Raw genomic sequence first — 24269 nt, forward strand, 5'->3', positions numbered from 1 at the left:
AAGGCCGGCTGCGGGCTCGCCGCCGCCCTGCTCTCCATCATGGAAGCCGAATTGTGGGTCGCGGCGGAGATGAGGGAACCTGAAAGGGTCCGGGGGCGGCACGCTAAGCTCCGCCTTCAATAGGCCACCTCGCCGAACACCGCCTGCAGCAGCATGAACAGCGCACCCCCGGCGAGGAACCCGACCAGCGTGCCGTTCACCCGGACGAACTGCAGGTCGCGTCCGACCCGCAACTCGATCTTGTCCACCACGGTCGCCGTGTCCCAGCGCGCCACCACGCCGGCGATGAAGTCGGCGATGCGCGCCTGGATGGCGGGCAGGGCGCCGCGCAGCATGCCCTCCAGCCAGAGGTTCAGCCGGTCGCGGGCGGCCGCATCCTCGGCCAGCAGCCGGCCCAGATTGGTGAACAGTCCGGAGAGCAGGGCCACGCTGCGCCCCTCGGGGGAGGCTGCATCGGCCGCTGCCGCCGCCTTCATGCGGCCCCAGACATCGCCCAGCCAGACCGCCACCGTGGGATGCGCCAGCGCCTGGCGGAGCGCCGCGCCAATCGCCTCCGCGCGCGCCGGATCGGTCTCCAGCCGCTCGATTTCGGCCAGCAGCCAGGTCTCGAAGGCGGTGCGCAGGTCGCTGTCGCCCGGCTCGACCTTTTCCAGTTCCTGGTTGATCGCGGTCAGGATGCGGCGCGCCACGGCGCCGCCGGCCAGCCAGCCGACCAGCGCCCCGCCCTCGGCGCGGACGCGGGCCTGGATCGCCTGGCGCAGATCCTCCTCCTTGGCGGTCAGCAGCACCTTGATCTGCTCCAGCGCCAGGCCGAACACCGCCTGGTGCTGCCCGCCCGCCATCATTGCGCGCAGCATCCGCGCCAGCAGCCGCGCGGCGGCGGGGCCGGAGACCATGCGCGGCAGCAGCCGGGCCATCAGGCGCCGGGCGCGGCCATCCTCCATGGCGTCCAGCACGCGCGGCAGGTTGGCGGCCAGCGCCTCGGCGAAGGGGCGGGTATTGGCGGGGTCGCTCAGCACCCGGCGCAGCAGCCCGGCGAGGTCCACCTTCGCCAGCAGCCGCTGCACCTCCGTCTCGGTCAGCACATGGTTGCCGACGAAGCGGCCGAGCCCGCGCCCCAGCCGCTCCTTCTGGCGCGGGATGATCGCCGTGTGCGGGATGGGCAGGCCCAGCGGCCGACGGAACAGCGCCGTCACCGCGAACCAGTCGGCCAGCCCGCCGACCAGCCCGGCCTTGGCGGAGGCCTGCAGCAACTGGCTCCAGTAGCCCGGCGGCAATTGATAGGCGCCGAGCATGAGGGCGGCCATCAGCACCAGCAGCGCGGTGGCGAAACGGCGGTAGCGGGTGAGGTTGCGGCGGAGTTCGGCCTCGGGATCGGGGAGGGGGGGCATGCCATGCATCGCTGCTCAAGGTAGTGCGGCGGTCGCCCGGGTGGGAGGCGGGCAGGATGACAATCCGCGGCTTCCGGCCGAAGCCGCGCAATTCCGCGCCGCCTTGCTGCGCTTGTCGCCGGCGAAGGAAATGTTATCCTATAACACCATGATGCCTCTCCCTAGCGATCCGCTGGCGCTTTCCGCCGGCACCCCGGCCCGCCTGCTGCTCGCCGCTCTGCTGCTGGTGCTGCTCTGGGCCGCCGTGTTCTGGGCGCGCACCGCATGAGCCGGGGCGAGAGCATTGTGCTCACCGACCTGACGCTGACCCATGGGCGGCGCCCGGCGGTGCATCACATCTCCGGTCGCTTCGCGCCCGGTAGCCTGACCGCCATCGTCGGGCCGAACGGGGCGGGCAAGTCCACCCTGCTGCGCGCCATCGCCGGCCTGCATCCGGCGCATGAGGGCTGCCTCGCCGCGCCGCGGCGGGACATCGCGCTTCTCCCGCAGGCGGCGGCGCTGGACCGCGCCTTCCCGATCTCCTGCCTCGATGTCGTGCTGTTCGGCCATTGGAACCGTGCCGGCGCCTTCCGCGCGCTGCGCCCCGCCGAGCGGCAGGCGGCACGGGATGCGCTGGCCGCCGTCGGGCTGGAGGGTTTCGAGGGGCGGCCGGTCGGCAGCCTTTCCAGCGGCCAGTTCCAGCGCGTGCTGTTCGCCCGCCTGCTGGTGCAGGACGCGCCGGTGATCCTGCTGGACGAGCCCTTCAACGCGGTGGATGCCCGCACCGCCGCCGACCTGCTGGCGCTGGTGCATCGCTGGCATGGCGAGGGCCGCACCATCCTGGCCGTGCTGCACGACCTGGAGCTGGTGCGGCACGACTTCCCGGAGACGCTGCTGCTGGCGCGCGAACCGGTCGCCTGGGGCCCGACCGCCGAGGTGCTGACCGCCGCCAACCGCATGAAGGCCCGCATGATGGCCGAGGCCTGGGACGCGGAGGCCGAGGCCTGCGAGCGCAGCGCCGCCTGACATGCTGCATCTCCTCCAGGCTTCCCTTTGGGATGCCCTCTGGGCGCCCTTCGCCGAGTTCGGCTTCATGCGCCGGGCGCTGGTGGGCTGCCTGGCCCTCTCCCTGGCCGCGCCGCCGCTCGGCGTCTTCCTGATGCTGCGGCGGATGAGCCTGACCGCCGACGTGCTGGCGCATGGCATCCTGCCCGGCATCGCGGCCGGCTTCCTGGTGGCGGGGCTCTCGGTCACCGCCATGTCGGTCGGCGGGCTGGTGGCGGGGCTGATCGTCGGCGTCGGCGCCGGCGCCGTCTCGCGCGCCACCGGCGGGCGGGAGGACGCGGCGCTGGCCGCGCTCTACCTTGTGGCCCTGGCGCTCGGCGTCACGCTGATCTCCACCCGCGCCGGCTCGGTCGAGTTGTCGCACCTGCTGTTCGGCAGCGTGCTCGGCGTGGACGACCCGGCGCTGTTCCTGATGGCCGGCGTCGCCAGCCTGACGCTGCTGGCGCTGGCCTTCGCCTGGCGGCCGCTGGTGCTGGAATGCTTCGATCCTGGCTTTGCCGCCGCTGTCCGTGCGCATGGCGGCTGGTGGCATATGCTGTTCCTGGTGCTGGTGGTGCTGAACGTGCTGGCCGCCTTCCAGGCACTGGGCACGCTGATGGCCGTCGGGCTGATGATGCTGCCCGCCGTGGCGGCCCGCTACTGGGGGCGGAGCGTCGGCGGGATGGCCTATGCCGCCGCCGGCATCGCCGTCTTCGCCAGCGTGGCGGGGTTGCTGCTCTCCTACCATTTCGACCTGCCCAGCGGCCCGGCCATCGTTCTGGTGGCGGGCGGCGCCTGGACGCTTTCGGTGCTGGCGGGGCCGGTGGACGGGCTGCTGGCGCGGCTGCTGCACCGCCCGCATCTCAGCGGCTGATCCGCGGCACCGGCGGCAGGGCGGCCTCAGCCCGCCTCCGCCCGTGCCAGGCTGGAGACCCCCCAGGCCAGGCAGTCCGGATCGGCCTTCGCCACGGCCTTGAGGGCGGCCACTTCGGCGGCCAGCAGGTCCGGGTCCGCGTCGAAGGCACGCGGCGGCAGTTCCAGCACCGCCGCGCTGCAGCGCAGCAGGGGGAAGTTGCGGGCCAGGCCGGAACGGTCATGCCCGCTGATGCGTCCTGCCTCGCGGTCGGCCCCGTCGTGCAGCGCCGTCGCCGCATCCGCGAAGCCTGACATCATGCAGGCCAGCCGGCGGCGCAGCGCGCCGCCCGCAAGCCCTTCCAGGCCGGCGAAGAAGTCGTCCCCGCCGATATGGCCGAGGAAGGCCTGTCCTTCAGGGAAGCTGCGGCGCAGATGCTCGGCCAGCAGCTCGATGGCGCGGTCGCCGCGGCGGAAGCCGTAGCGGTCGTTGAAGGCTTTGAAATTGTTGAGATCGAAATAGCAGAGATAGCGTGGCACCGTCGCCGCGAGGGCCAGGGTCTCGATCCGCGCGGCGATCGACAGGTTGCCCGGCAGGCCGGTCAGCGGGCTTTGGTCCCGCGCCTGCCGCAGCCGCCGCTCGTGCAGCACCGGGAGGAGCGCCTTGGCAGAGAGAACGGCGAGATAGCGACCGCTCCGCGTCAGGATGACGCCAGCGGCGTTCGGCGCTGCGGCGAAGGCTTCCAGCACCCGGTCCGCGCCCGCATCGGCCTCCACCACGGGGCAGGCCTGGGCGAAGTGCCGGGCCGTGTAGCGCAGGGAGCGGTTGCGGAGCAGTGCGCGGCCGAAGAGCGAATAGCCGTAAGCCCGCAGGGTGCGCTCGTGCACCAGGCCCTGCGGCGTGCCATCCGCCGCCAGCACAGGGCAGACATCCAGCTCCGGCTCCGCCCAGAAGCGGGCGAACAGCACCTCGGCGGTCAGATCCTCCTGCACGGCGGGGAGGCGTTCCGCAGCCGCGAGCAACTGTGCGTTCTCCTGCGCGCGGTCCTCGTTACGGATGTAGCGGGGCGGGCGGATCTCGGCCAGATGGGGATAGGCAGGCGGCAGTGCGGCGATGGAGGTTGTTGGCCGGGCGACGAAGTAGCCCTGCACGAGGTCGCAGCCTGCGGCGAGGCAGGCGAGGTACTCCGCCGACGTCTCCACGCCCTCCGCCACCACGGTCAGGCCGAGACGCCGTGCCATGGCCGCCAGGCCGGACAGGATCAGTTGCCGGCGCGGATCATCCGGCAGCCCGGCGATGAAGAAGCGGTCGATCTTGATGTAGTCGGCGCGGCCCTCGGCAAGCAGCGAGAGGCGCGCGGCACCGAGACCGAAATCATCCAGCGCGAGCCGACAGCCGGCACCGCGCAGCGCGGCCAGCGCCACGCCGGTGGCGGGCTCCTCGGCGTCGTGCTGGTGCTCGGACACCTCGACGCACAGCGCGCTGGCCGGAATGCCGAAGGCGCTCAGCCGCCGCAGCAGTTCCGCGGGATCGAGCCGCGGCAGCAGGCGGGGGTCGAGGTTGAGGAACAGCAGGGTATCGAGGCGGCCGCCGGTAGCGGTGCGGAAAGCTGCGAAGGCCTGCTGCTGCACGAGGGCTTCCAGCCCGTCCAGGCAATCCGCGGCGGCGGCGGCGGCGAGCAGCGCGGCCGGGCTGGCGAAGCCCATCTGCGCATGGCCGCGCATCAGGGCCTCATAGCCATGCACCCGCCCCGTGCTGACCTCCACGATAGGCTGGAGTGCGGATTGCAGCAGGGCCGCGGCACGGGCGAGGAAGGCTTCCGCAGGTTCGGGCGGGCTGATCGTCTCGTGCGGCATCCAGGGTCACGACGTGGCTGGGCAGATCGCCCCGGAAATCCGAGCGGAAGCCTGAGAGCATCAGGCGGTGACCAGCAGGGCGGAAACCCTTCTCCCGATCCTGCTGCGCGTGCGGCCAACAGGAAATTGCACGTGCTGATTACTCTGTAAAGAGCTTGAGCTTGGCCATTTCTTGCGCTTTCGCGCCCCGCCTCAACCGAGGATGACAGAGCCGGCGCCCGCGAGAGCAGCCGCGGTCAGGGCATAGGCGATCAGCGCCATCAGCCCGTCATTCGCCACCAGGGCCAGGCCGAACAGCGTGATCACGGCGGCGATCAGCGAGGTGGCGAAGGGCACCAGTTCCAGGGGCGGCATCATCAGCGCCAGCAGGATGCAGGCAAGGGCGATGCAGCGCGTGCCCGCGCCTTCCGTCACGCCACGCAGGCGGGCGCGCAGGATGCGGTCGGTGAGGCGGGAGAACGGCCGCAGGAAGCGCACCGCCTTCTGCACCCGCTGGCAGCGCATGCTGCGCGTGGTGACCGCCCGCGGCACCCAGGCCTCTTTCCGTCCGAGCAGCATCTGGCCGCAGATCAGCACGATCAGGGTCGCCGCGCCGGTCGGCAGGCCGATGATGCCGGAGAGGGGCGAGACGACGACCAGCGCCGGCAACAGCAGCACCGCGCCGAAGGAGCGCTGGCCGATCTGGTCCAGGATGGCCCGGCAGGAAACCGTCTCGGCCTCGCCGCAGGCCTCCTCCACACAGGTCAGGATATCCTTCAGCCGCGACGGGGGCGGGCGAGGCCGGGTGCGGCGGCGGCGCATCGTGCCCTCGAAGGTGCGGGCGATCAGGTCGCGGCTGAGCCGGGATCTGGGCTGGCGAGTGTCGGGTGGCGCCTCTCGCCCCGGCCAGGCGACCATGGCACTGTTTCTCCCCTGTCTCGTGAAGGAGTGCCCATGTCTGAGCAGACCCCTCGCATCCGCCGTCTGGCGGAGGAGCAACGCCTCTGCGGCGCCAGCGTTGCCGGCGGCTTCGTCTTCCTGGCCGGACAGGTGGCGGACGACGCCTCGCTCGACGCCGAGGGACAGACCGCCGACATCCTGGCGCAGATCGACGCGCTGCTGGCCGCGGCGGGCACCGACAAGCGCGCGCTGCTGCAGGTGCAGATCGTGCTGGCCGATATCGCCGACACCGCCGCGATGAACCGTGCCTGGGACCGTTGGCTGGACCCTGCCCACAAGCCCGCGCGCATGACGATCGAGGGCAAGCTGGTGGACCCGCGGTGGAAGGTCGAGATCACCGGCATCGCACTGGCGCCGGGCTGAGGTCGTTTTGTTGCGGAAAAGTTCCTGATGGAGACTCTTTAAGGTTTCCGCAACATTCGGCTAAGTCCTCTATAAGACACGTCTTTTCGCCCCGTGGCCGCCTCCCTGCAGGGGGGCGGCAGCGCCGCGCGCCGCAGTGGGCAATGTTGCGCCCGCCCCGGACGCGGTAGGGAGCGCCAACGCGCTGCGGCCCGCCTCCAGGCCTGCGCCGCAGCGCATGTTGAAACGTCCTCGTCCGGCAAAGAACCGACCATGCCCGCACCCCAGGCGCGTTGCGCCCTGGCGCGCGTATGGCCGGCGCCGTGCGGGCGCGCGCCTCTTGGGGAACTGGTTGATGTTGAGACGCTGGCTTGGCCTGCTCTATGTGCAGGTGCTGATCGCGATCGTGCTGGGCGTGCTGGTGGGCACGTTCTACCCGTCCACCGGCGCGGCGCTGAAGCCATTGGGCGACGCCTTCGTCAAACTGATCAAGCTGATCATCGCGCCGGTGGTGTTCTGCACCGTGGTGCATGGCATCGCCAGCGTTCGGGATGCCAGCAAGGTCGGCCGGGTCGGGCTGAAGGCGATCCTGTACTTCGAGGTGGTCTCCACCTTCGCCCTGGCGCTCGGCCTGATCATCGCCAAGGTCTTCCACACCGGCGCCGGCTTCAACATCGACCCGACCCAGCTCGATGCCCGGGCCGTGCAGGGCTTCACCCAGAAGGCGCAGGGCGACAGCGTCGTCGCGCATCTGATGGGTATCATCCCCGACAGCTTCTTCAGTCCCTTCGTCAATGGCGACCTGCTGCAGGTGCTGCTGATCGCCGTGCTGACCGGCTTCGCCATCAACGCCCTGCCGGAGAAGGCGCGGGTGGCGACGGCGCATGTGGTGGACCGGCTGGCGGCGGTGTTCTTCGGCATCGTGCGGATCGTGGTGCAGGCGGCGCCGGTCGGCGCCTTCGGCGCCATGGCCTTCACCATCGGCGCCTATGGCATCGGCTCGCTGCTGCGCCTCGGTGAGCTGGTGGCGACCTTCTATCTCACCTCGGCACTCTTCGTGGTGCTGGTGCTGGGCATCATCGCCCGGTTCTGCGGCTTCTCCATCCTGCGCTTCCTCAACTACATCCGCGAGGAGCTGCTGATCGTGCTCGGCACCTCCAGCAGCGAGAGCGTGCTGCCGCAGCTGATGCGTAAGCTGGAGCGGCTGGGCTGCTCGCCCAATGTGGTCGGGCTGACCGTGCCGCTGGGCTACAGCTTCAACCTGGATGGCACCAACATCTACATGACCCTGGCGACGATGTTCCTGGCCTATGCCACGAACACGCCCCTGACGCTGGGCCAGGAGTTGACCATCCTGCTGGTGGCGATGCTGACCTCGAAGGGGGCCTCGGGCGTGACGGGCGCGGGCTTCATCACCCTGGCAGCCACCCTCTCGGTCATCCCGGACATCCCGATCCAGGCGCTGGCGGTGCTGATCGGCATCGACAAGTTCATGAGCGAGTGCCGCGCCCTGACCAACCTTTGCGGCAACGGCGTCGCCTGCGTCGCCATCAGCCGCTGGGAGGGCGAGCTGGACGCCAACCGCCTGCGCGCCGAGCTGGCCGCCGGCCCGAGCAGCCATGCGCTGCAGGATGCAGCCCCCGCGGCCGGCGGGGTGCCGCGCGCCGCCGAGTGAGCGACCGGCCGGCCACCAGGCAGGCATGATCTTCCGGACGTGATCAGCCGCCGCCGCAATCTACCTCCACAGGCTAGGTTGCGGCGAGCGGCCCAGGCGCGCTGCAATGGCAAAGCCGACGATTGCCCCGCTTCCGCCGCAATGGCCGGGCAGGCTTCGGTCCCTCTGCCTGGGAAGCCCTGCGATGCGTGCCATTCCTGGACCTGAACCCGCCCACAGCCGCCATGCGGCGGAGGAGAGGCCATGAGCGCGGCCGGTCCGGCCTGGCGCGGCCGCCGGGTGCTGGTCACCGGCGGCGCCGGCTTCATCGGCAGCGGTCTCTGCCATGCCCTGGCCGCCGCGGGCGCCGAGGTGGTGGCGCTGGACGCCATGCTGCCGGAAGGCGGCGCCAACCGCGCCAACCTGCGGGACAGCGGCGTTCGGCTCATCGAGGCCGATCTGCGCGAGGCCGATCTCGCCCCCCACACCGAGGGGCTCGACGCCGTCTTCAACCTCGCCGCCCAGACCAGCCACGCCGGCAGCATGGCCGACCCCTTCACCGACCTCGCCATCAACGCCACCGCCCAGCTCCGGTTGATGGCGGCGCTGCGGGCCGGCTCGCCCAAGGCGGTGGTGGTGCATGCCTCGACCCGGCAGTTCTACGGCCGCCCGCGCTACCTGCCGGTGGACGAGAAGCACCCGATCGCGCCGCCCGACGCCAATGGCGTCTCCAAGCTGGCCGGCGAGCAGTACTGGCTGATGGAGGGCCGGGTGCATGGCCGCCCGGTCGTCTCGCTGCGCCTGACCAACTGCTACGGCCCCCGCCTGCGGGTGAGGGACGCGCGGCAGACCTTCCTCGGCATCTGGTTCCGCCGGCTGCTGGAGAGCGAGCCCTTCGAGGTCTGGGGCGGCGAGCAGCTGCGCGACCTGGCCTATCTGGACGATGTGGTGGCCGCCTTCCTGCGCGCGGCGGAGACCCCCGCCTGCGCCGGGCAGACCTTCAACATCGGCGGCGCGCCGCCTGTCTCGCTGCGCGAGCTGGCCGAGCTGGCGATCGCCGCCAACGGCGCCGGGCACTACGTGGTGAAGGAATTCCCCGCCGACCGGGCACCGATCGACATCGGCAGCTTCCATGCGGACGACGCGGCCTTCCGCGCCGCCACCGGCTGGGCGCCGGTGGTGTCGCTGCCGGAGGGGCTGCGCCGCAGCCTCGACTGGCTGCGCCCCCGCCTCGCCAATTATCTCTGAACGCGTCACGCTCCCGAAGGAGAAGGGCAGATGGACTTGCCCGTGATCACCGTCCCGCAGGCCGACCCCGGCGCCGCCTACCGCGCCCAGCAGCCGGCCATCGATGCCGCCATTGCCCGGGTGCTGCACTCGGGCTGGTACATCCTCGGCAGCGAGGGCGCGGCCTTCGAGCAGGAATTCGCCGAGTGGCTCGGCCTCTCCCGCGCGGTCGGCTGCGCCAACGGCACGGATGCGCTGGTTCTGGCCCTGCGCGGCCTCGGCATCGGCCCCGGCGCGACGGTGGTGACCGTCTCGCATACCGCGGTGGCCACGGTGGCGGCGATCGAGATGGCGGGCGCCACGCCGCTGCTGCTCGACATCGATCCCGACACCTACACCATGGACGCGGACGAGCTGCGCGCCGTGCTGGAGGACCCGCCGCCCGGCCTGCCGCCCATCCGCGCCGTGATCCCGGTGCACCTCTACGGCCAGGCCTGTGACATGGCGCCGATGCTGGCGGCCTGCCGCGCCGCCGGCGTCGCCGTCATCGAGGACTGCGCCCAGGCGCATGGCGCGACGCTCAACGGGCGGATGCTCGGCACGCTGGGCGACGTCGCCGCCTTCAGCCTCTACCCGACCAAGAACCTCGCGGCGCTGGGCGATGCCGGCATCGTCGCCACCGCGGACGTTGAACTGGCCGAGCGGATGGCCGCCATCCGCCAGTATGGCTGGAAACGGCGCTACCTCTCCGACATGGTCGGCGTGAACAGCCGGCTCGACGAGCTGCAGGCGGCGGTGCTGCGGGTGCGGCTGCCGCTGCTGGCCGAGGCCAATGCGCGCCGCCAGGCGATCGCCGCCGCCTATGACGCGGCGCTGGCCGGCGGGCCCCTCGCGCCGCCCGCGCGGCGGCCGGGCGCGACGCATGTCTTCCATCAGTACGTCATCCGCAGCCGGGAGCGCGAGGAGGTGATGGCCCGCCTGCGCGCCCAGGGCGTCGCCACCGCCATCCATTATCCGCTGCCGGTGCATCTGCAGGAGGCCTACCAGGGGCGCATCGCCCTCGGGCCCGCCGCCTGCACGGAGACGGAGGCGGCCAGCCGCGAGGTGCTGAGCCTGCCGATCTATCCCGAGCTGACCGACGCCCAGGTGGAGACGGTCTGCGCCGCCCTGCGCCTGGCGGCGGGCTGAGTCGCGGGGCGGGGGGAGGGGAAGTCCTTCCCCCCGCCGGGGCGCGGGCGCTATAGGGCCGCGCATCGCTCACCCCGGTGGATAACAACCTCCCGATGCTGCGACTGACCGAACTGAGACTGCCGCTCGATCATCCCGAGCCGGCCCTGCGCGCGGCCGTGCTTGCGCGCCTCGGCATCGCCGATGCCGATCTGCTGGAACTCCAGATCTTCCGCCGCGGCTACGACGCGCGACGGAAGAGCGCCATCCAGCTCGTCTATACCCTCGACCTCGCCCTGCGGGACGAGGCCGCCGCGCTGCGGCGGCACCAGGGCGACCGCCATGTCGGGCCGAGGCCGGACACCACCTACCGCTTCGTCGGCCAGGCGCCCGCCGGCTTCACCCGGCGCCCGCTGGTGATCGGCGCCGGACCCTGCGGACTGCTGGCGGGGCTTCTGCTGGCGCAGATGGGCTTCCGCCCGATCATCCTGGAGCGCGGCAAGGTGGTGCGCGAGCGCACCAAGGACACCTGGGGCCTCTGGCGCCGCAGCGAGCTGCACCCGGAGTCGAACGTGCAGTTCGGCGAGGGCGGCGCCGGCACCTTCTCCGATGGCAAGCTCTACAGCCAGATCAGCGACCCCGGGCACCACGGCCGCAAGGTGCTGGAGGAGTTCGTGAAGGCCGGCGCGCCGGAGGAGATCCTCTATGTCTCCAAGCCGCATATCGGCACCTTCCGGCTGGTGACGATGGTCGAGCACATGCGGCGGAGCATCGAGTCGCTTGGCGGCGAGTACCGCTTCGAGAGCCGCGTGACCGACCTGCTGATCGACACCGCGCCGGACGGCACGCGGCAGGTCCGCGGCGTGGCCCTGGCCGACGGCACGGTGCTGGAATCCGACCATGTCGTGCTGGCGGTCGGCCACAGCGCGCGCGACACCTTCGAGCTGCTGGAGCGGCGCGGCGTCTATGTGGAGGCCAAGCCCTTCTCGATCGGGGTGCGCATCGAGCATCCGCAGCGGATGGTGAACGAGTGCCGCTTCGGCCCCTTCGCCGGCAACAAGGTGCTCGGCGCCGCCGACTACAAGCTGGTGCATCATTGCCGGAACGGGCGCACGGTCTACAGCTTCTGCATGTGCCCGGGCGGCACGGTGGTGGCGGCCACATCGGAGCCGGGCCGCGTCGTCACCAATGGCATGAGCCAGTATCAGCGCGCCGAGCGCAACGCGAACTCGGCCGTTGTGGTGGGCATCACGCCCGAGCAGGACTTTCCGGGCGGCCCCCTCGCGGGGATCGACCTGCAGCGCCGGCTGGAGGAGGCGGCCTTCCGCGCCGGCGGCGGCGACTACCGCGCCCCGGTCCAGACGGTGGGCGATCTGCTGGCCGGCCGGCCCTCCACCGCGCTGGGCGAGGTCGCGCCCTCCTACAAGCCGGGCGTGACGCCGAGCGATCTCGCCGCCTTCCTGCCCGACTATGCCGTGGCCGCCATCCGCGAGGCGCTGCCGGCCTTCGACCGCCAGCTCCGTGGCTTCGCCCGGGGGGATGCCGTGATGACAGGGGTGGAGACGCGCACCTCCTCGCCGGTGCGGGTGAAGCGCGGCGAGGACCGGCAGAGCCTGAACACACGCGGCCTGTTCCCGGCCGGGGAGGGGGCGGGCTATGCCGGCGGCATCCTCTCGGCGGCGGTGGACGGCATCAAGACGGCCGAGGCGGTGGCGCGCAGCCTGCTCGGCGCCGCGGCGCGGGCGAAGGCTGCCTGAGGGGCGGCAGGCAGTCTGGATTTGTGCAGAATTATGCGGATTGTTGCTATTTTTCGCCTCCGCTTGCCTCAATCTCACCCGAATGCAAGGGGAGGCTTCGGTGTTTCCGGGGCTCTGATGCCTTGATGTCTGGGGGGAGCATCGCGTGACCTACAGCTTTCCGGGGGCGCCGCGCGGGATCGCGCCGCGGCGGGTGCGGCTCAGCGCCGAGCAGCGCACCACGCTCATCTCTCTCGGCCTGGTGGCGCTGGCCGTGGGCGTGGTCCTGTTCGCGCTGCTGCGCGCGCCGATGAAGGATGACCTCGCCTGGCTGCTCTGGGTCGCGCGGCAATGGCTGCGCGGCGAGGCGCTGTATGTTGACATCGTCGAGGTCAATCCGCCGCTGATCGTCTGGATCAACGCCCTGCCGGTGATGCTGGGGGATCTGCTCGGGCTGACCGCCAAGCAGGTGGCGCTGCCGCTCTTCGCCGGGGCGGCGCTGGCCTCGGCCTGGAGCACCGCCCGGCTGCTGCAGGGCACCGGCCCGGTCTTCGCGCGGCCGGGGCCGGTCTTCGCCGCCATCGCCTGCGTGCTGCTCATCACCCCGGGCGTGGAGTTCGGGCAGCGCGAGCACCTGCTGGTGATGGCCGTGCTGCCGCATCTCGCAACGCTGATCCGGGCGACGGAGGGGCTGCCCGTCCCGCGCGGCGTGGCGCTTGGCGGCGGGCTGCTGGCCGGCATCGGCTGCGCGCTGAAGCCACGCTACCTGCTCTGCATCGCCGCCGTGGAACTGGCCTCCTGGCTGCACCGGGGCTTCCGCATCCGGCTGGCGCCGCTCACGGCCTTCGCCGCAGCGGGGCTCTACGGCCTCGCGATCGTGCTGTTATACCCCGCCTTCGTGGAGCGCGCGGTGCCGCTGGCGCTCACCCTCTACGGCGGCACCGACACCGAGCTCAGCTCCCTGGTGCTGGAATCCTGGCGGCTGCTGCTCGGCCTCGGCGCCTGCGCACTGCTGACCTGGCGGACCCCGCGCGGCAGCGCCGCCGCCGGCGTGATGCTGGTGCTGACCGCCTTCGCCGCGGCCGCCACTCTGGCGATGTTCCTGGACGGCAAGAACTGGTTCTATCATCGCATCCCCGCGCTGATCGCGGTGACCTTCGCGCTGCTGTTCTGGTGCGCCGACGCGGTGCTGCAGCGCCGGCAGCCGGTCCGCTGGCGCGGCGCGCTGCTGGGCGTCGCCCTGGTGCCGCTGGCGGTCGTTGCTTCCAGCGTTTCGAGCCGCTTCTATGAGCGGCTGGTGCTGGCGGTCGAACCCGACCTGACCACCGAGGTGCGGCTGGAGAAGCTGATCAAGAAGGAGAAGGTGCGCTCCTACGTCGCCTTCTCCGAATGGATCGGCCTGGGCTTCCCGGTGGTGAACAACACCGACGTCACCTGGGCCTCCCGCTTCGACTCGATGTGGGCGCTGCGCGGCGAGCTGTGGCGGGCGCACCGGGACGGCACCGCGCCGGAGGAATGGCCGATCGGCCGCTGGGTGGTGCAGGATTTCATGGAGGGCTGCCCGGACCTCGTGGTGGTGGACCGCCGTGGCGAGTCGATGAACTACCCGGCGGTCCTGTCCCAGGCGAATCCGGGCTTCGCCGCCGTCTGGGCGCGCTACCGGCAGATTGCGGTGGTGGATGGGCTGCAGGTCTACCGCCGCCAGGGCGAGGGCTGCGGGGCGCCCGCCGGCCTGCAATAGTCACGCGCACGGGGCCGGGGGGCGTGATGCTCTCCGGCCTCGCCGCATCGTCACGCAGCCGCGCTTGACAGGGGGCGTGGGCGGGTCATCGCTCGCCGGCATGGTGGGCAAGTTCTTCGAGCGAATCATCGACCCTGTCGCGGCGCCAGGCAGGCGGGCCAGCCGGCTGCTGGGCAGCGCCGTGCCGGAGGCGCCGCCGCCGCACGGCCTCGTGGCCTTCTACTGGTACTTCATCCGGCAGGCGCGGGTGCTGTTCCTGATGCTCTTCGCCGCCGGTCTCGCGGTGGCGCTGCTGGATGCGATGATCCCGGTCTTCATCGGGCGGATCGTGGCGATGCTCTCGGAGGGCCCCTCGCAGACGGTGCTCGCGGAGAACTGGCACCTCCTGCTCGGCATGGCGCTGGTGCTGCTGGTCGGGCGGCCGCTCGCCATCCTGTCGCAGAACCTGATCGGCCAGCAGGCCATCAACGCCGCCGTCACCAGCATGATCCGCTGGCAGAGCCACTGGCACGTGGTGCGCCAGGGCTGGGCCTTCTTCCAGGAGGACTTCGCCGGACGCATCGCCACCCGCGTCATGCAGGCCGGGCCGGCGCTGCGCGAGAGCGTGGTGCAGTCGGTCAACGCGGTCTGGTACATCCTGGTCTATGGCACGGGGGCGGTGGCCTATCTGGCCTCGGCCGACCTCTGGCTGGCGGCGCCGATCCTGGTCTGGTTCGCCGGCTACTGCACGCTGCTGCGCCTCATCGTGCCGCGCCTGCGGGCGCGGGCGCGCGCCGCCTCGGAGCAGCGCAGCCTGCTCACCGGCCGCATCGTGGACAGCTACACCAACATCCTGACACTGAAGCTTTTTTCCCGCGCCGAGGACGAGGACGCCTTCGTGCGCGAGGGGGTCATGGGTCTGACCCAGGCCTTTCAGCGGCAGATGCGGATGATCACGCTGAACGGCCTGCTGCTCTCCTCGCTGAACGCGCTGATGATCTTTTCCATGGCGGCGATCTCGCTGACGCTGTGGAGCCAGGGGCGGATCGAGGTCGGCATCGTCGCCACGGCGCTGCCGATGGCCTGGCAGCTCAACAGCATCTCCGGCTGGGTGGCCTTCAACGTCGCCTCCATCTTCGAGAATGTCGGCGTGGTGCAGGAGGCGACGGGCAGCATCGCGGTGCCGCCCACCGCGCCCGACCCGCCCGGCGCGAAGCCGCTGGCGGTGACGCGCGGCGCGATCCGCTTCGAGCATCTGCGCTTCGCCTATGCCGGCGGCGGGCGCGGCGTGCTGGAGGATTTCGACCTGGACATCGCGCCGGGCGAGCGGGTCGGTCTGGTCGGCCAGTCCGGCGCCGGCAAGACCACGGCGATGAACCTGCTGCTGCGCTTCTTCAGCCCGCAGGCCGGCCGCATCCTGATCGACGGGCAGGACATCGCGGGGGTGACGCAGGAGAGCCTGCGCGCCGCCATCGGCGTCGTCACGCAGGACACCGCACTGCTGCACCGCTCGGTGCGCGACAACATCCGCTATGGCCGCCCGCGGGCGGCGGATGCCGAGGTCGAGGCCGCCGCGCGCCAGGCCGAGGCGCATGACTTCATCCACGAGCTGCACGACTGGCGCGGCCGCACCGGCTATGACGCGCAGGTGGGCGAGCGCGGGGTGAAGCTCTCGGGCGGCCAGCGCCAGCGCATCGCCATCGCCCGCGTGCTGCTGAAGGACGCGCCGATCCTGGTGCTGGACGAGGCGACCAGTGCGCTCGACTCGGAGGTGGAGGCCGCCATCCAGGAGCAGCTCAGCGGGCTGATGGCGGGCAAGACCGTGATCGCCATCGCCCATCGCCTCTCGACGCTGGCCAGCATGGACCGGCTGGTGGTGCTGGAGCACGGCCGCATCGTCGAGCAGGGCACCCATGCCGAGCTGCTGGCGCGCGAGGGCACCTATGCGCGGCTCTGGCAGCGGCAGTCCGGCGGTTTCGTGGGAGGTTGACCCCGGGGCGCTTCCTCCGGAATGTGGCGCGGCAGGAGGAGTGAGAGTCATGCCCACCACCCACCATCTGTCCGCCACGCCGCAGACCGTGCGGTTCGGCGCGTTCGACGCCGGCTTCCCGCCGGTGCTGACCGTCGCCTCGGGCGACCGGGTGGTGATGGAGTGCGTCTCCGGCCCCGCCGAGGTCATGCCGCCGCCGGAGAGCGGCCTGACCGTTCCGCCGGCCCTGCAGGCCATCCACGAGGCGGTCGCGGCCGGCACGCTGCCGCGCCTCGGCCCGCACCTGGTGACCGGCCCGGTGGCCGTGGCGGGTGCGGAGCGGGGTGACTGCCTGCGCATCGATATCGAGAAGATCGAGCTGGGCGCCGACTGGGGTTACAACCACTTCCGCCCGCTGGTCGGTACGCTGCCGGAGGATTTCCCCTATCGTCGCCTGATCCACATCCCGGTGGACCGCGCGGCGCAGACCTGCCGGCTGCCCTTCGGCCCGAAGCGCGAGGGCGTGGTGCAGCCGGTCACGCTGCCGCTCGCGCCCTTTTTCGGCGTGATGGGCGTGGCGCCGCCGGAGGCCTGGGGCTCCATCTCCACCAAGGAGCCGCGCGCGCATGGCGGCAACCTCGACAACAAGGAACTGGTGGAGGGCACCACGCTCTATCTGCCCGTGCACCATGCGGGCGCCTTGTTCAGCGCCGGCGATGGACATGGCGTGCAGGGCGACGGCGAGGTTTGCGTCACCGCGCTGGAGATGTGCCTGACCGGGCATTTCCGCCTGACGCTGGAGAAGGGCGGCGGCGTCGCGCAGCCGGCGCTGCGCTTCCCCCGCGCCGAGACGCCCACGCATTTCATCAGCATGGGCATCCACGAGGACCTTGACGTCGCGATGAAGCAGGCGCTGCGGGAGATGATCGCCTTCATCGTCGCGCGTGCGCAACTCTCGGCGGCCGAGGCCTACCAGTTCTGCTCGCTCGCGGTGGATTTCCGGGTGACGCAAACCGTGAACGGCGAGAAGGGCGTTCACGGAATGCTGCGAAAGGGCTTGCTGTGCTGAAAGGGTGAGCCGCACGCAGGAGAAATCACCAAAGACACAGTGCGGGCCGCGTGTATCGGTTCAAACCGAATTAACTTGCGCGTGGGGTTTTCCACACCTTTTTGGAGTCGCCTCCTCTGCCGCATCTTGTGCCACGACCCTGCGTTTCACTACCGTATATGGTGGTGGCAGGCTGGAGGCCGGGGATGGAGTGGACAGCAGAAGCGATTGAAACCTTGCGGGCGCTCTGGGCGGAGGGGCACTCCACGGCCGAGATCGGGCGCCGCATGGGCATCTCCAAGAACGCCGTGGTGGGCAAGGCGCACCGGCTGAGTCTGCCGCCGCGCCCGAGTCCCATCCGCCGCGAGGAAGCCAGCGCTCCGGTTCCCGCGCCCGTTGCAGCGCCCGAACCCGTGGCGGTGGCGCCGAATCCTGCTCCCGCGGCTGCGCCGGTAGCGCCGCGCCCGGCTGCGGCCGCCGCGCCCGCTCTCTCCACGCTGCCGCCTGCCACACAGCCGGTCGCTGCGCGTCCGCTGCCGCCCCGCCGTCCGGCACCGCCGCCGACCGCGGTGGTGCGGCCCTTCCAGCGCGTCGGCTCGCGCAGCTGCTGCTGGCCGATCGGGGAGCCCGGCACGCCCGAGTTCCGCTTCTGCACGGCCGAGGCCATCCCCAGCAAGCCCTACTGCCCCGAGCATGCCGCGGTGGCCTATGTGAAGGCCCGCGACCGCCGCGACGACGCGGCCTGACGGAACAGGAAAAACAAGGCCTCCGGGGGAACAAGTTCCCCCGGAGGCCTTCTGTTTCACCCGGATTTCCTGCGCCCGCCGCCTGTGCCGCGGCGAGTGCGGCCTTCTCAGGCTCGCAGGGTGCTCCGCCTCCCGATCAGCCGCTGGCGGATCATGCCCGAAAGCCAGTCCATGGCGCTGACCGTCAGCACCATCAGGATGATGATGAAGGCCACCTCGTCCCAGTGGCGCACCTTGATGCGCTCGGCGATCTGCAGGCCGATGCCGCCCGCGCCCACCACGCCGAGAATGGCGGCGGCGCGCGTGTTGCTTTCGAAGAAATAGAGCGCCTGCGCCAGCATCACCGGCAGGATCTGCGGCAGGATGCCGAAGCGGATGGCGTGCAGCCGGTGGCCGCCGGTGGCGGTGACACCCTCGCTCTGCCGCTTCTCGGCATTCTCGATCGCCTCGGCATAGAGCTTCGCCAGCACCGCGACGTCGCTGCTGAAGATGGCGAGCACGCCGGCCAGCGGGCCGAGGCCCACCGCGCGCACATAGGCCAGCGCCCAGATGAGCTGGTCCACGCCGCGCAGCCCGTCGAACAGCCGCCGCACGGAGAAGCGCAGCAGCGTCACGGTGACGATGTTGCGCGCGCCGAGGAAGCCCAGCGGCAGCGCCACCAGGCTTGCCAGCACCGTGCCGAGGAAGGCCATGGCGACGCTTTCCGCCATGCCCTTCAGGATATCCATCCACAGCTCGCCGGGGCTGGGCGGGATCATCAGGCGCAGGATGGCCAGCAGGCCCGTGAAGCCGTTCCACAGCCGCGTGGGCGTGATGTCGAACAGCCAGAAGCTCCAGGCGAGCCAGGCGAGGAAGGCGGCGGCGCCCAGCCAGCGCAGGGCGCGCAGGGCAGGGGGGGCGCCGAAGGCGCGGGGTTCGCGCGCCTGCCAGGCGGCGATGGCGGAAGAGGTCGGCGGCACGTCAGCGCGCTCCCGTGGCGTGGATCAGGCGATGCCGCAGCCGCTCGGAGAGCAGGTCGATCAGCACCACGGACAGGATGACCAGCACGACGATGGCGCTGATCTCCTCATAGTAGTTGAAGGCGATGACCTGATAGAGTTCCTGCCCGATGCCGCCGGCGCCGACGAAGCCGATCACGGTGGCGCCGCGCAGGTTGATCTCGAAGCGCAGCAGGGCGTAGCTCAGAAGGTTCGGCGCCACCTGCGGCAGGATGGCGTAGCGGCAGGCCTGCGCCCAGTTGGCGCCGGAGGCGCGCAGCCCGTCCCAGCTCTGCATGGGCGCGTTCTCGATCACCTCGGAGAACAGCTTGCCGAGCGCGCCGGCGGTGTGCAGGCCGATCGCCAGGATGCCGGCCAGCGGCCCGACGCCGAAGGCCCAGACGAAGATCAGCGCATAGACGATCTCCGGCACCGTGCGCGTCGCCTCCAGGCCACGCCGCGTCAGGTGGTGCAGCCAGCGGGAGGGGGCGAGGTTGCGCGCCGCCGGAAAGGCCAGCAGCAGCGCCACCGCCGTGCCGCCGATCGTGGCCAGGGCCGCCATCTGCGCGGTCTGCAGCAGCAGCAGCAACCAGGAGTCGAGACGGTAGAGCCAGAAGGCCAGGCTGCCCTCGGTCTTGGTCCCGGCGAACAGCGCATCCCATTGCAGCGTCGGCAGGATGCGGTGGAAATACTCACCGATGCGCGGCAGGCCGGCCGCCAGGGAGGAAGGATAGAACTCGCTGATCCGGGCCGCCGCCAGGAAGGCGACGGCGAGGACCGCAAGCCCCACGAGGGTCGCCCGGCGGCGGCGGCGTCGGAGGGCCTGGTAGGCGGCCTCTCCGCGCCGCACCGCCGGCAGATGCGCGGCAAGGGCGCTCATGCCGGCCTCAGCCATGCGCTGGCGCCGTGTTCAGGAGCGGCGGCGGCGCTCGGCCGCTTCCTCGCGGCGGAGCTGCACGATCGGCTCGAACTGCTCGTGCGTGACGCGGGCATAGCCCTTGCCGCCGCCGCGCTCGATATCGGCATAGACCTTCGGGTGCTCGGTCGGCAGCGCCAGGTGGAAGTCGGTGAAGTCCTTCTTGAAGCTCGCCGGCAGCGCCTTGCGCACCGCGAGCGGGCCATTCGGGATCGGGCGCGACTTCCAGATGATGTTCAGCGTGGCCATGTCGAGCATGCCCTTCTCGACCATCGCCTGCAGGTTGCCGCGGCTGAAGCCCTTGCTCTGGTCGCCGATGCCGGAGGCCCAGGTGCAGCAGGCGTCGTACTGCTTCTGCAGCACCGCCACCACGCCCTGCTCGTGCCCGCCGGCGAAGCCGGTGCGCGAGAAGTAGCTGTCGATGTTGATGCCCTGGCCGCGCAGCTCGGAGCGCGGGATCAGGTAGCCCGAGGTGGAGTTCGGGTCGGCCCAGGCGAGGGAGTGGCCCTGCATCTGCTCCAGGCTGGTGATGCCGGAGTCCTTCCGCGTCACCATCACCGAGATATAGGAGATCGAGCCGTCGGCCTCGACCGGCACGACCAGCGGCTCGACGGCGCCGTTGGTGTCGAGCCAGGTGCCGGCATAGCCGGAGGCACCCATCGAGGAGGCCTCGATCTGTGCGGCCGAGAAGGCCTGCATCACGCCGGCATAGTCGGCGGCGGGGAAGAGGCGCACGGGTACCTTGAAGGTGTCCTCCAGCAGCTTGCGATACTCGTCGAAGCGGCCGAGACGGTCGGCCTCGTTCTCGCCGCCAAGCAGGCCGATGCGGATCTGGGGCACCTCGCTCGCCCAGTCGCGCTTGCCGGGCTTCGGCATCGGCGCGGTGTCGGCGCCTTCGGCGCGCAGGCCGGTGGGAAGAGCGGCGGGCAGCAGGGCGGCGCCGGCCAGCAGGCCGGCAAGGGTACGGCGGGTGATCATGCGCTTCTCCTTCGGTCGCGGCCCCGCGCGGGCCGCGGCAAATGGGCGATCAGACGGGCAGTGGATCCACCCGGCTGGAGCCGGCCTGCTCGCCGGCCACCCTGTCGGCGGCCGGTGCGGCGCTCTGTTCGTCGAATTCGGCTTCGGTGACGCCGTAGATCTCGCGCAGCCGCCCGGCGGTGAGCTCGCCCGGCGGGCCATCGAACATCACCCGCCCGGCCTGCAGCGCGACGATCCGCTCGCAATATTCGCGGGCGGTGTCGAGGTGGTGCAGGTTGCAGAGCACGGTGATGCCGTCGCGCCGGTTCACGTCGCGCAGCGCGTCCATCACGGTGCGGGCGTTGCGGGGGTCGAGGCTGGCGATCGGTTCGTCCGCGAGCAGGATGCGCGGCTGCTGCAGCATCGCGCGCGCGATGGCGACACGTTGCTGCTGGCCGCCGGAAAGCGTGTCGGCACGTTGCAGCGCCTGGCCGGCGAGGTCGAAGCGGTCCAGCGCCATCAGCGCCATGGCCCGTTCCTCGGCGGGAAAGTGCTTGAACAGGGTGCCGAGCGTGCCGAGCAGGCCGGGATGATGGTTCAGCCGCCCGACCAGCACGTTGGTCAGCACGTCGAGCCGCGGCGCCAGGTTGAACTGCTGGAAGATCATGCCGCAGCGGGTGCGCCAGTCGCGCAGTGCCTGGCCGCGCAGCCGCGTGACGTCATGGCCCTCGTGCAGGATGCGTCCTTCGGAGGGCTCCGTCAGGCGGTTGACCATGCGCAGCAGGGTCGATTTGCCGGCGCCCGAGCGGCCGATGACGCCGACCATCTGCCCCGCCGGAACGGTCAGGCTGACGCCCGCCACCGCCGCGGTGGAGCCGAAGCGGCGCGAAAGGTTCTCAAGCTGAAGCATCCCTGGCCCCTTGCCGTCGCCCGGGGCGTATAGGCGCCGCCGATGACAGGGCGATGACTCCAGCGTGACATCCCGATGGAAGCCGGCGGGGCGCTCAGCGCCCGATCAGCACCAGCACGACGCCCAGCACCACCACCACGGCCCCCGTCACCTCGGCGCGCGTCATCGTCTCGCGCAGGTAGAAGCGGCTGAACAGCAGCGTGAAGAGGATCTCGGTCTGCCCGAGGGCGCGCACCATGGCCACCGGCGCCAGGGCGAAGCCGGTGAACCAGCAGGCCGAGCCGAAGGCCGAGAGGGCGCCCACCGGCAGGCTGTCGCGCCAGGTGCGGAACACGGCGCGGAACTGCTCGGGCTCACGCCAGGCCAGCCAGCCGCCCTGCATGATGGTCTGCAGGATGTTGGCGGCCACCAGCGTGGTCAGGGCGCGCAGGACGGGGTCGGGGTGCGGCAGCTCCTGGTTGGCCGCCTTGACCAGCACGGCGGTGAGGGCGAAGCCGGTGCCGGCGCTGAGGCCATAGAGTGCCGCGGGCTGCAGGGCTGCGCGCAGCAGCCCGCGTGGCCTGGTCTCCCGCCCGGCGAGGGAGAGGTAGAGCACACCCCCCACACCGACGGCGATACCGATCCAGGCCAGGGCCGAGATCCGCTCGCCCAGCAGCAGCAGCGCCAGGATGGCGCCCTGCACCGCCTCGGTCTTGGCATAGGCGGTGCCGACGGCGAAGCCGCGCGCGCCGAAGGAGAGGATCAGCAGGTTGGTGCCGAGGATCTGCGTCAGCCCGCCGGCCGCGGCGAGGGCCAGGAAGGGGAGGGAAGGGGCCGGCGGCGCCTGCCCGGTCAGGCCGGCATAGGCCAGCAGCAGCAGCACCCCGAAGGGAACGCCGTAGAGGTAGCGCACCACCCCCGCACCGTTCACCGAGAGCTGGCCGCGCAGCTTCTGCTGCATGGCGGTCCGCCAGGTCTGGAACAGGGCGGCGGAGAGGGTGACGGCGATCCAGAGCGGCATGCGAGTCCCGGCGTGGCGGAGGCCGCCAGCTTAGGGAGCCGGGGCGCGGCTGTTGAGGGCGTGCGTCAGCTCCGGCCGAACACGCCGGTGAAGGCGTCCGTCACCTGCTGGCGGAACCACCGCTCGGCGGGGTCGCGATCCTGCGCATCGCTCCAGGCGAGGGCGTTGGGCAGCGGCGGCGGCGCGATCGGCGGCGGCTCGATGGTCAGGCCGGCGCGCAGCCTCAGCCGCTCACCCACGAAGTCCGGCAGGGTGGTCACCAGATCGCTTCCCGGCAGCGCGACGGAAAGCAGGCCAAAGGAACTGACCCCCAGCACCACCCGCCGCGACCGGCCCTGCTGGTGCAGCAGCGCGTCCACGAAGCCTTCCAGTTCGCCGCGCGGCGTCACCATGGCGTGCAGCCGGGCGCAGTAGTCGTCCAGCGTCGCGACGGGCGGCGTGGCGGGATCGCGCAGCAACACCCACTGCGCGTGGCGCAGCACCCGGATTCTTGCGTTCGCCGGCAGCTCCTCGCCCAGATAGCCGAGCGCGGTGCCGATCTCGCCGTGCAGCAGCAGGCCCGGCAGGCTGCGGAAATCGCCGATCCGCACCGCCAGTCGGCAGTTCGGCGCGGCCTCGCGCAGCCGGGCCAGCAAGGGCGGCAGGATGGCATAGGCCACCGCGTCCGTGCAGCCGAGGCGGAAGGTGCGCGAATCGCTGGCGGGGTCGAAGGGGCTGCCGGCGGCCACGGCGGCGGCCAGATCCTCGAGCCGCGGTGCGATGGTGTCGTAGAGTGCCTGGGCGCGGGCGGTCACGCGCAGGTCGTGGCCCTCGCGCACCAGCAGCGGGTCCTGGAATTGCTCGCGCAGGCGCTTCAGACCGCCGGAGGCGGCCGGTTGCGACAGGAACAGCCGCTCGCCCGCGCGGGTGACGTGGCGCTCCTCCACCAGGGCCACGAAGAGCCGCAGCAGGTTGAGATCGGGAAGGCGGTCGGACGTGGCCATGGCTCCTTTGGGCGCCCCCGCCGGAGCTCTCCGGCGGGGGCGCGGCGGGCGAAGGGGAATAGCCCCGCTTCCCTCCGCCGCACAGGGCACCGATATGGGGTGCAAACCAAAGTGAGGAGATCCGCATGGTCCGACCTTCCCTCCCTGCGCTCGCCCTCGGCGGCATCGTGGCCGCCGGCAGCGCCTGGGCGCAGGCTCCCGCCCCTGCGGCGGCGCCCGAGGCGGCGACGGTGCTGACCCTGTCGGAGACGGCGGAGGTGCTGCGCGCGCCGGACGAGGTGCGCGCGACATTGCGGGTGGAGGCGCGCGGCGCCAGCGCGGCGGCGGTGCAGGCGCAGGTGAACGGGGCCATGGCGAAGGCGCTGGAGCAGGCGCGGGGGGTGCAGGGCGTGCAGGCCAGCACCGGCGGCTACTGGACCAGCCGCAACGAGGAGAAGCGCGACTGGACGGCCACCCAGACGCTGATGCTGCGCAGCACCGAGGCAACGCCGCTGCTGGAGCTGACCGGGGCGCTCCAGGGACAGGGGCTCGCCATGGCCGGACTGGACTGGACGCTCTCCCGCCCCCGGGAGGTCGAGGCCCGGAAAGAGGCGGGCGAGATGGCGATCACGGCGCTGCGGCAGCGGGCGGAGGCGGTGGCGGGGCAGCTCGGGCTGCATGTGGCCAACCTCCGCAAGCTGCAGGTAGACGTGGCCAGCCAGCCGATGCCGCGCATGCGGGTGGCGATGATGGCGGCGCGCCAGGAGGCCGCGCCGCCCGTCTCGGCGCCGGAGGCCGTTCCGGTGAGCGCGACGGTGAGCGGCGAGTTTGTCCTGCGGCCCTGACTGCCTGCCGCGTGCCGCTCCGGGCATGGGC

The 24269-nt window shown here is 71.5% G+C and carries 21 protein-coding genes; 12 read left to right on the plus strand and 9 right to left on the minus strand.

Going from position 1 to position 24269, the window contains the following annotated elements; all coding sequences use genetic code 11:
* Window positions 1–116: 116 nt before the first annotated feature.
* Window positions 117–1391 carry a DUF445 domain-containing protein gene (locus tag QMO56_RS14770; protein WP_283526805.1) on the minus strand — a complete coding sequence of 425 codons (1275 nt, stop codon included), beginning with the start codon at window positions 1389–1391 and terminating at the stop codon, window positions 117–119.
* 264 nt (window positions 1392–1655) lie between these two features.
* Here QMO56_RS14770 and QMO56_RS14775 point away from each other — a divergent pair, with 264 nt between their 5' ends.
* Both QMO56_RS14775 and QMO56_RS14780 read left to right on the plus strand, forming a co-directional pair.
* A complete protein-coding gene (locus tag QMO56_RS14775; RefSeq protein WP_283526807.1) occupies window positions 1656–2396 on the plus strand; it encodes a metal ABC transporter ATP-binding protein in 741 nt (246 codons plus the stop codon).
* A gap of 1 nt (window position 2397) precedes the next feature.
* The gene (locus tag QMO56_RS14780; protein ID WP_283526809.1) at window positions 2398–3288 is read left to right on the plus strand and encodes a metal ABC transporter permease; all 891 of its coding nucleotides are present in this window, start codon (window positions 2398–2400) and stop codon (window positions 3286–3288) included.
* Window positions 3289–3314: 26 nt separating this feature from the next.
* Here the strand turns inward: QMO56_RS14780 and QMO56_RS14785 are convergent, their stop codons facing one another.
* Both QMO56_RS14785 and QMO56_RS14790 read right to left on the minus strand, forming a co-directional pair.
* Entirely contained in the window at window positions 3315–5123 is a 1809-nt protein-coding gene (locus QMO56_RS14785; RefSeq protein WP_283526811.1) for a GGDEF domain-containing protein, read from the minus strand.
* Between the two features lie 192 nt (window positions 5124–5315).
* Window positions 5316–6020, minus strand: a complete 705-nt coding sequence (locus tag QMO56_RS14790; RefSeq protein WP_283526813.1) for an exopolysaccharide biosynthesis protein — start codon at window positions 6018–6020, stop codon at window positions 5316–5318.
* A gap of 36 nt (window positions 6021–6056) precedes the next feature.
* Here QMO56_RS14790 and QMO56_RS14795 point away from each other — a divergent pair, with 36 nt between their 5' ends.
* The 9 genes from QMO56_RS14795 to QMO56_RS14835 all read left to right on the plus strand — a co-directional run bounded on the left by QMO56_RS14795 (window position 6057) and on the right by QMO56_RS14835 (window position 17671).
* Window positions 6057–6425, plus strand: coding sequence for a RidA family protein (locus QMO56_RS14795; RefSeq protein WP_283526815.1), 369 nt, complete (start codon window positions 6057–6059; stop codon window positions 6423–6425).
* A gap of 334 nt (window positions 6426–6759) precedes the next feature.
* The gene (locus QMO56_RS14800; protein ID WP_349362362.1) at window positions 6760–8079 is read left to right on the plus strand and encodes a dicarboxylate/amino acid:cation symporter; all 1320 of its coding nucleotides are present in this window, start codon (window positions 6760–6762) and stop codon (window positions 8077–8079) included.
* A 243-nt stretch (window positions 8080–8322) separates the two neighbouring features.
* Window positions 8323–9306 (plus strand): NAD(P)-dependent oxidoreductase, encoded by a 984-nt coding sequence (locus QMO56_RS14805; protein ID WP_283526816.1) that lies wholly within the window; start codon window positions 8323–8325, stop codon window positions 9304–9306.
* Window positions 9307–9336: 30 nt separating this feature from the next.
* On the plus strand, window positions 9337–10473 hold the full coding sequence (locus tag QMO56_RS14810; protein WP_283526818.1) for a DegT/DnrJ/EryC1/StrS aminotransferase family protein: 1137 nt from the start codon (window positions 9337–9339) through the stop codon (window positions 10471–10473).
* Window positions 10474–10568: 95 nt separating this feature from the next.
* Window positions 10569–12209: an NAD(P)/FAD-dependent oxidoreductase gene (locus tag QMO56_RS14815; RefSeq protein ID WP_283526820.1), complete on the plus strand. Its 1641-nt coding sequence runs from the start codon at window positions 10569–10571 to the stop codon at window positions 12207–12209.
* Between the two features lie 145 nt (window positions 12210–12354).
* Window positions 12355–13929: a hypothetical protein gene (locus QMO56_RS14820; protein ID WP_283526822.1), complete on the plus strand. Its 1575-nt coding sequence runs from the start codon at window positions 12355–12357 to the stop codon at window positions 13927–13929.
* A 76-nt stretch (window positions 13930–14005) separates the two neighbouring features.
* Window positions 14006–15898, plus strand: a complete 1893-nt coding sequence (locus QMO56_RS14825) for an ABC transporter ATP-binding protein (protein ID WP_349362363.1) — start codon at window positions 14006–14008, stop codon at window positions 15896–15898.
* 49 nt (window positions 15899–15947) lie between these two features.
* Window positions 15948–16946 (plus strand): acetamidase/formamidase family protein, encoded by a 999-nt coding sequence (locus tag QMO56_RS14830; protein WP_283526823.1) that lies wholly within the window; start codon window positions 15948–15950, stop codon window positions 16944–16946.
* Window positions 16947–17131: 185 nt separating this feature from the next.
* On the plus strand, window positions 17132–17671 hold the full coding sequence (locus tag QMO56_RS14835; protein ID WP_283526825.1) for a GcrA family cell cycle regulator: 540 nt from the start codon (window positions 17132–17134) through the stop codon (window positions 17669–17671).
* Between the two features lie 107 nt (window positions 17672–17778).
* Here QMO56_RS14835 and phnE (QMO56_RS14840) read toward each other — a convergent pair whose 3' ends face one another.
* The 6 genes from phnE (QMO56_RS14840) to QMO56_RS14865 form a co-directional block, all read right to left on the minus strand.
* The gene (gene phnE / locus QMO56_RS14840) at window positions 17779–18630 is read right to left on the minus strand and encodes a phosphonate ABC transporter, permease protein PhnE (RefSeq protein ID WP_283526827.1); all 852 of its coding nucleotides are present in this window, start codon (window positions 18628–18630) and stop codon (window positions 17779–17781) included.
* A gap of 1 nt (window position 18631) precedes the next feature.
* Window positions 18632–19528 carry a phosphonate ABC transporter, permease protein PhnE gene (gene phnE, locus QMO56_RS14845; RefSeq protein WP_283526829.1) on the minus strand — a complete coding sequence of 299 codons (897 nt, stop codon included), beginning with the start codon at window positions 19526–19528 and terminating at the stop codon, window positions 18632–18634.
* A 30-nt stretch (window positions 19529–19558) separates the two neighbouring features.
* Window positions 19559–20542 carry a phosphate/phosphite/phosphonate ABC transporter substrate-binding protein gene (gene phnD / locus QMO56_RS14850; RefSeq protein WP_283526831.1) on the minus strand — a complete coding sequence of 328 codons (984 nt, stop codon included), beginning with the start codon at window positions 20540–20542 and terminating at the stop codon, window positions 19559–19561.
* A 49-nt stretch (window positions 20543–20591) separates the two neighbouring features.
* Window positions 20592–21431: a phosphonate ABC transporter ATP-binding protein gene (phnC, locus tag QMO56_RS14855; RefSeq protein ID WP_283526833.1), complete on the minus strand. Its 840-nt coding sequence runs from the start codon at window positions 21429–21431 to the stop codon at window positions 20592–20594.
* 94 nt (window positions 21432–21525) lie between these two features.
* On the minus strand, window positions 21526–22431 hold the full coding sequence (locus QMO56_RS14860; protein WP_283526835.1) for an EamA family transporter: 906 nt from the start codon (window positions 22429–22431) through the stop codon (window positions 21526–21528).
* Window positions 22432–22496: 65 nt separating this feature from the next.
* The gene (locus QMO56_RS14865) at window positions 22497–23414 is read right to left on the minus strand and encodes a LysR substrate-binding domain-containing protein (protein ID WP_283526837.1); all 918 of its coding nucleotides are present in this window, start codon (window positions 23412–23414) and stop codon (window positions 22497–22499) included.
* 125 nt (window positions 23415–23539) lie between these two features.
* Here QMO56_RS14865 and QMO56_RS14870 point away from each other — a divergent pair, with 125 nt between their 5' ends.
* On the plus strand, window positions 23540–24238 hold the full coding sequence (locus QMO56_RS14870; protein WP_283526839.1) for an SIMPL domain-containing protein: 699 nt from the start codon (window positions 23540–23542) through the stop codon (window positions 24236–24238).
* Window positions 24239–24269: the final 31 nt, after the last annotated feature.

The sequence above is a fragment of the Roseomonas sp. E05 genome, assembly GCF_030063475.1.
Classification (GTDB): Bacteria; Pseudomonadota; Alphaproteobacteria; order Acetobacterales; family Acetobacteraceae; genus Pseudoroseomonas.

What these genes read in the sequence shown, in the direction of transcription:
- QMO56_RS14770 (WP_283526805.1), bottom strand. Translation starts at nt 1,391, where the DNA reads ATGCCCCCCCTCCCCGATCCCGAGGCCGAACTCCGCCGCAACCTCACC.
- QMO56_RS14775 (WP_283526807.1), top strand. Translation starts at nt 1,656, where the DNA reads ATGAGCCGGGGCGAGAGCATTGTGCTCACCGACCTGACGCTGACCCAT.
- QMO56_RS14780 (WP_283526809.1), top strand. Translation starts at nt 2,398, where the DNA reads ATGCTGCATCTCCTCCAGGCTTCCCTTTGGGATGCCCTCTGGGCGCCC.
- QMO56_RS14785 (WP_283526811.1), bottom strand. Translation starts at nt 5,123, where the DNA reads ATGCCGCACGAGACGATCAGCCCGCCCGAACCTGCGGAAGCCTTCCTC.
- QMO56_RS14790 (WP_283526813.1), bottom strand. Translation starts at nt 6,020, where the DNA reads ATGGTCGCCTGGCCGGGGCGAGAGGCGCCACCCGACACTCGCCAGCCC.
- QMO56_RS14795 (WP_283526815.1), top strand. Translation starts at nt 6,057, where the DNA reads ATGTCTGAGCAGACCCCTCGCATCCGCCGTCTGGCGGAGGAGCAACGC.
- QMO56_RS14800 (WP_349362362.1), top strand. Translation starts at nt 6,760, where the DNA reads ATGTTGAGACGCTGGCTTGGCCTGCTCTATGTGCAGGTGCTGATCGCG.
- QMO56_RS14805 (WP_283526816.1), top strand. Translation starts at nt 8,323, where the DNA reads ATGAGCGCGGCCGGTCCGGCCTGGCGCGGCCGCCGGGTGCTGGTCACC.
- QMO56_RS14810 (WP_283526818.1), top strand. Translation starts at nt 9,337, where the DNA reads ATGGACTTGCCCGTGATCACCGTCCCGCAGGCCGACCCCGGCGCCGCC.
- QMO56_RS14815 (WP_283526820.1), top strand. Translation starts at nt 10,569, where the DNA reads ATGCTGCGACTGACCGAACTGAGACTGCCGCTCGATCATCCCGAGCCG.
- QMO56_RS14830 (WP_283526823.1), top strand. Translation starts at nt 15,948, where the DNA reads ATGCCCACCACCCACCATCTGTCCGCCACGCCGCAGACCGTGCGGTTC.
- QMO56_RS14835 (WP_283526825.1), top strand. Translation starts at nt 17,132, where the DNA reads ATGGAGTGGACAGCAGAAGCGATTGAAACCTTGCGGGCGCTCTGGGCG.
- phnE (WP_283526829.1), bottom strand. Translation starts at nt 19,528, where the DNA reads ATGAGCGCCCTTGCCGCGCATCTGCCGGCGGTGCGGCGCGGAGAGGCC.
- phnD (WP_283526831.1), bottom strand. Translation starts at nt 20,542, where the DNA reads ATGATCACCCGCCGTACCCTTGCCGGCCTGCTGGCCGGCGCCGCCCTG.
- phnC (WP_283526833.1), bottom strand. Translation starts at nt 21,431, where the DNA reads ATGCTTCAGCTTGAGAACCTTTCGCGCCGCTTCGGCTCCACCGCGGCG.
- QMO56_RS14860 (WP_283526835.1), bottom strand. Translation starts at nt 22,431, where the DNA reads ATGCCGCTCTGGATCGCCGTCACCCTCTCCGCCGCCCTGTTCCAGACC.
- QMO56_RS14865 (WP_283526837.1), bottom strand. Translation starts at nt 23,414, where the DNA reads ATGGCCACGTCCGACCGCCTTCCCGATCTCAACCTGCTGCGGCTCTTC.
- QMO56_RS14870 (WP_283526839.1), top strand. Translation starts at nt 23,540, where the DNA reads ATGGTCCGACCTTCCCTCCCTGCGCTCGCCCTCGGCGGCATCGTGGCC.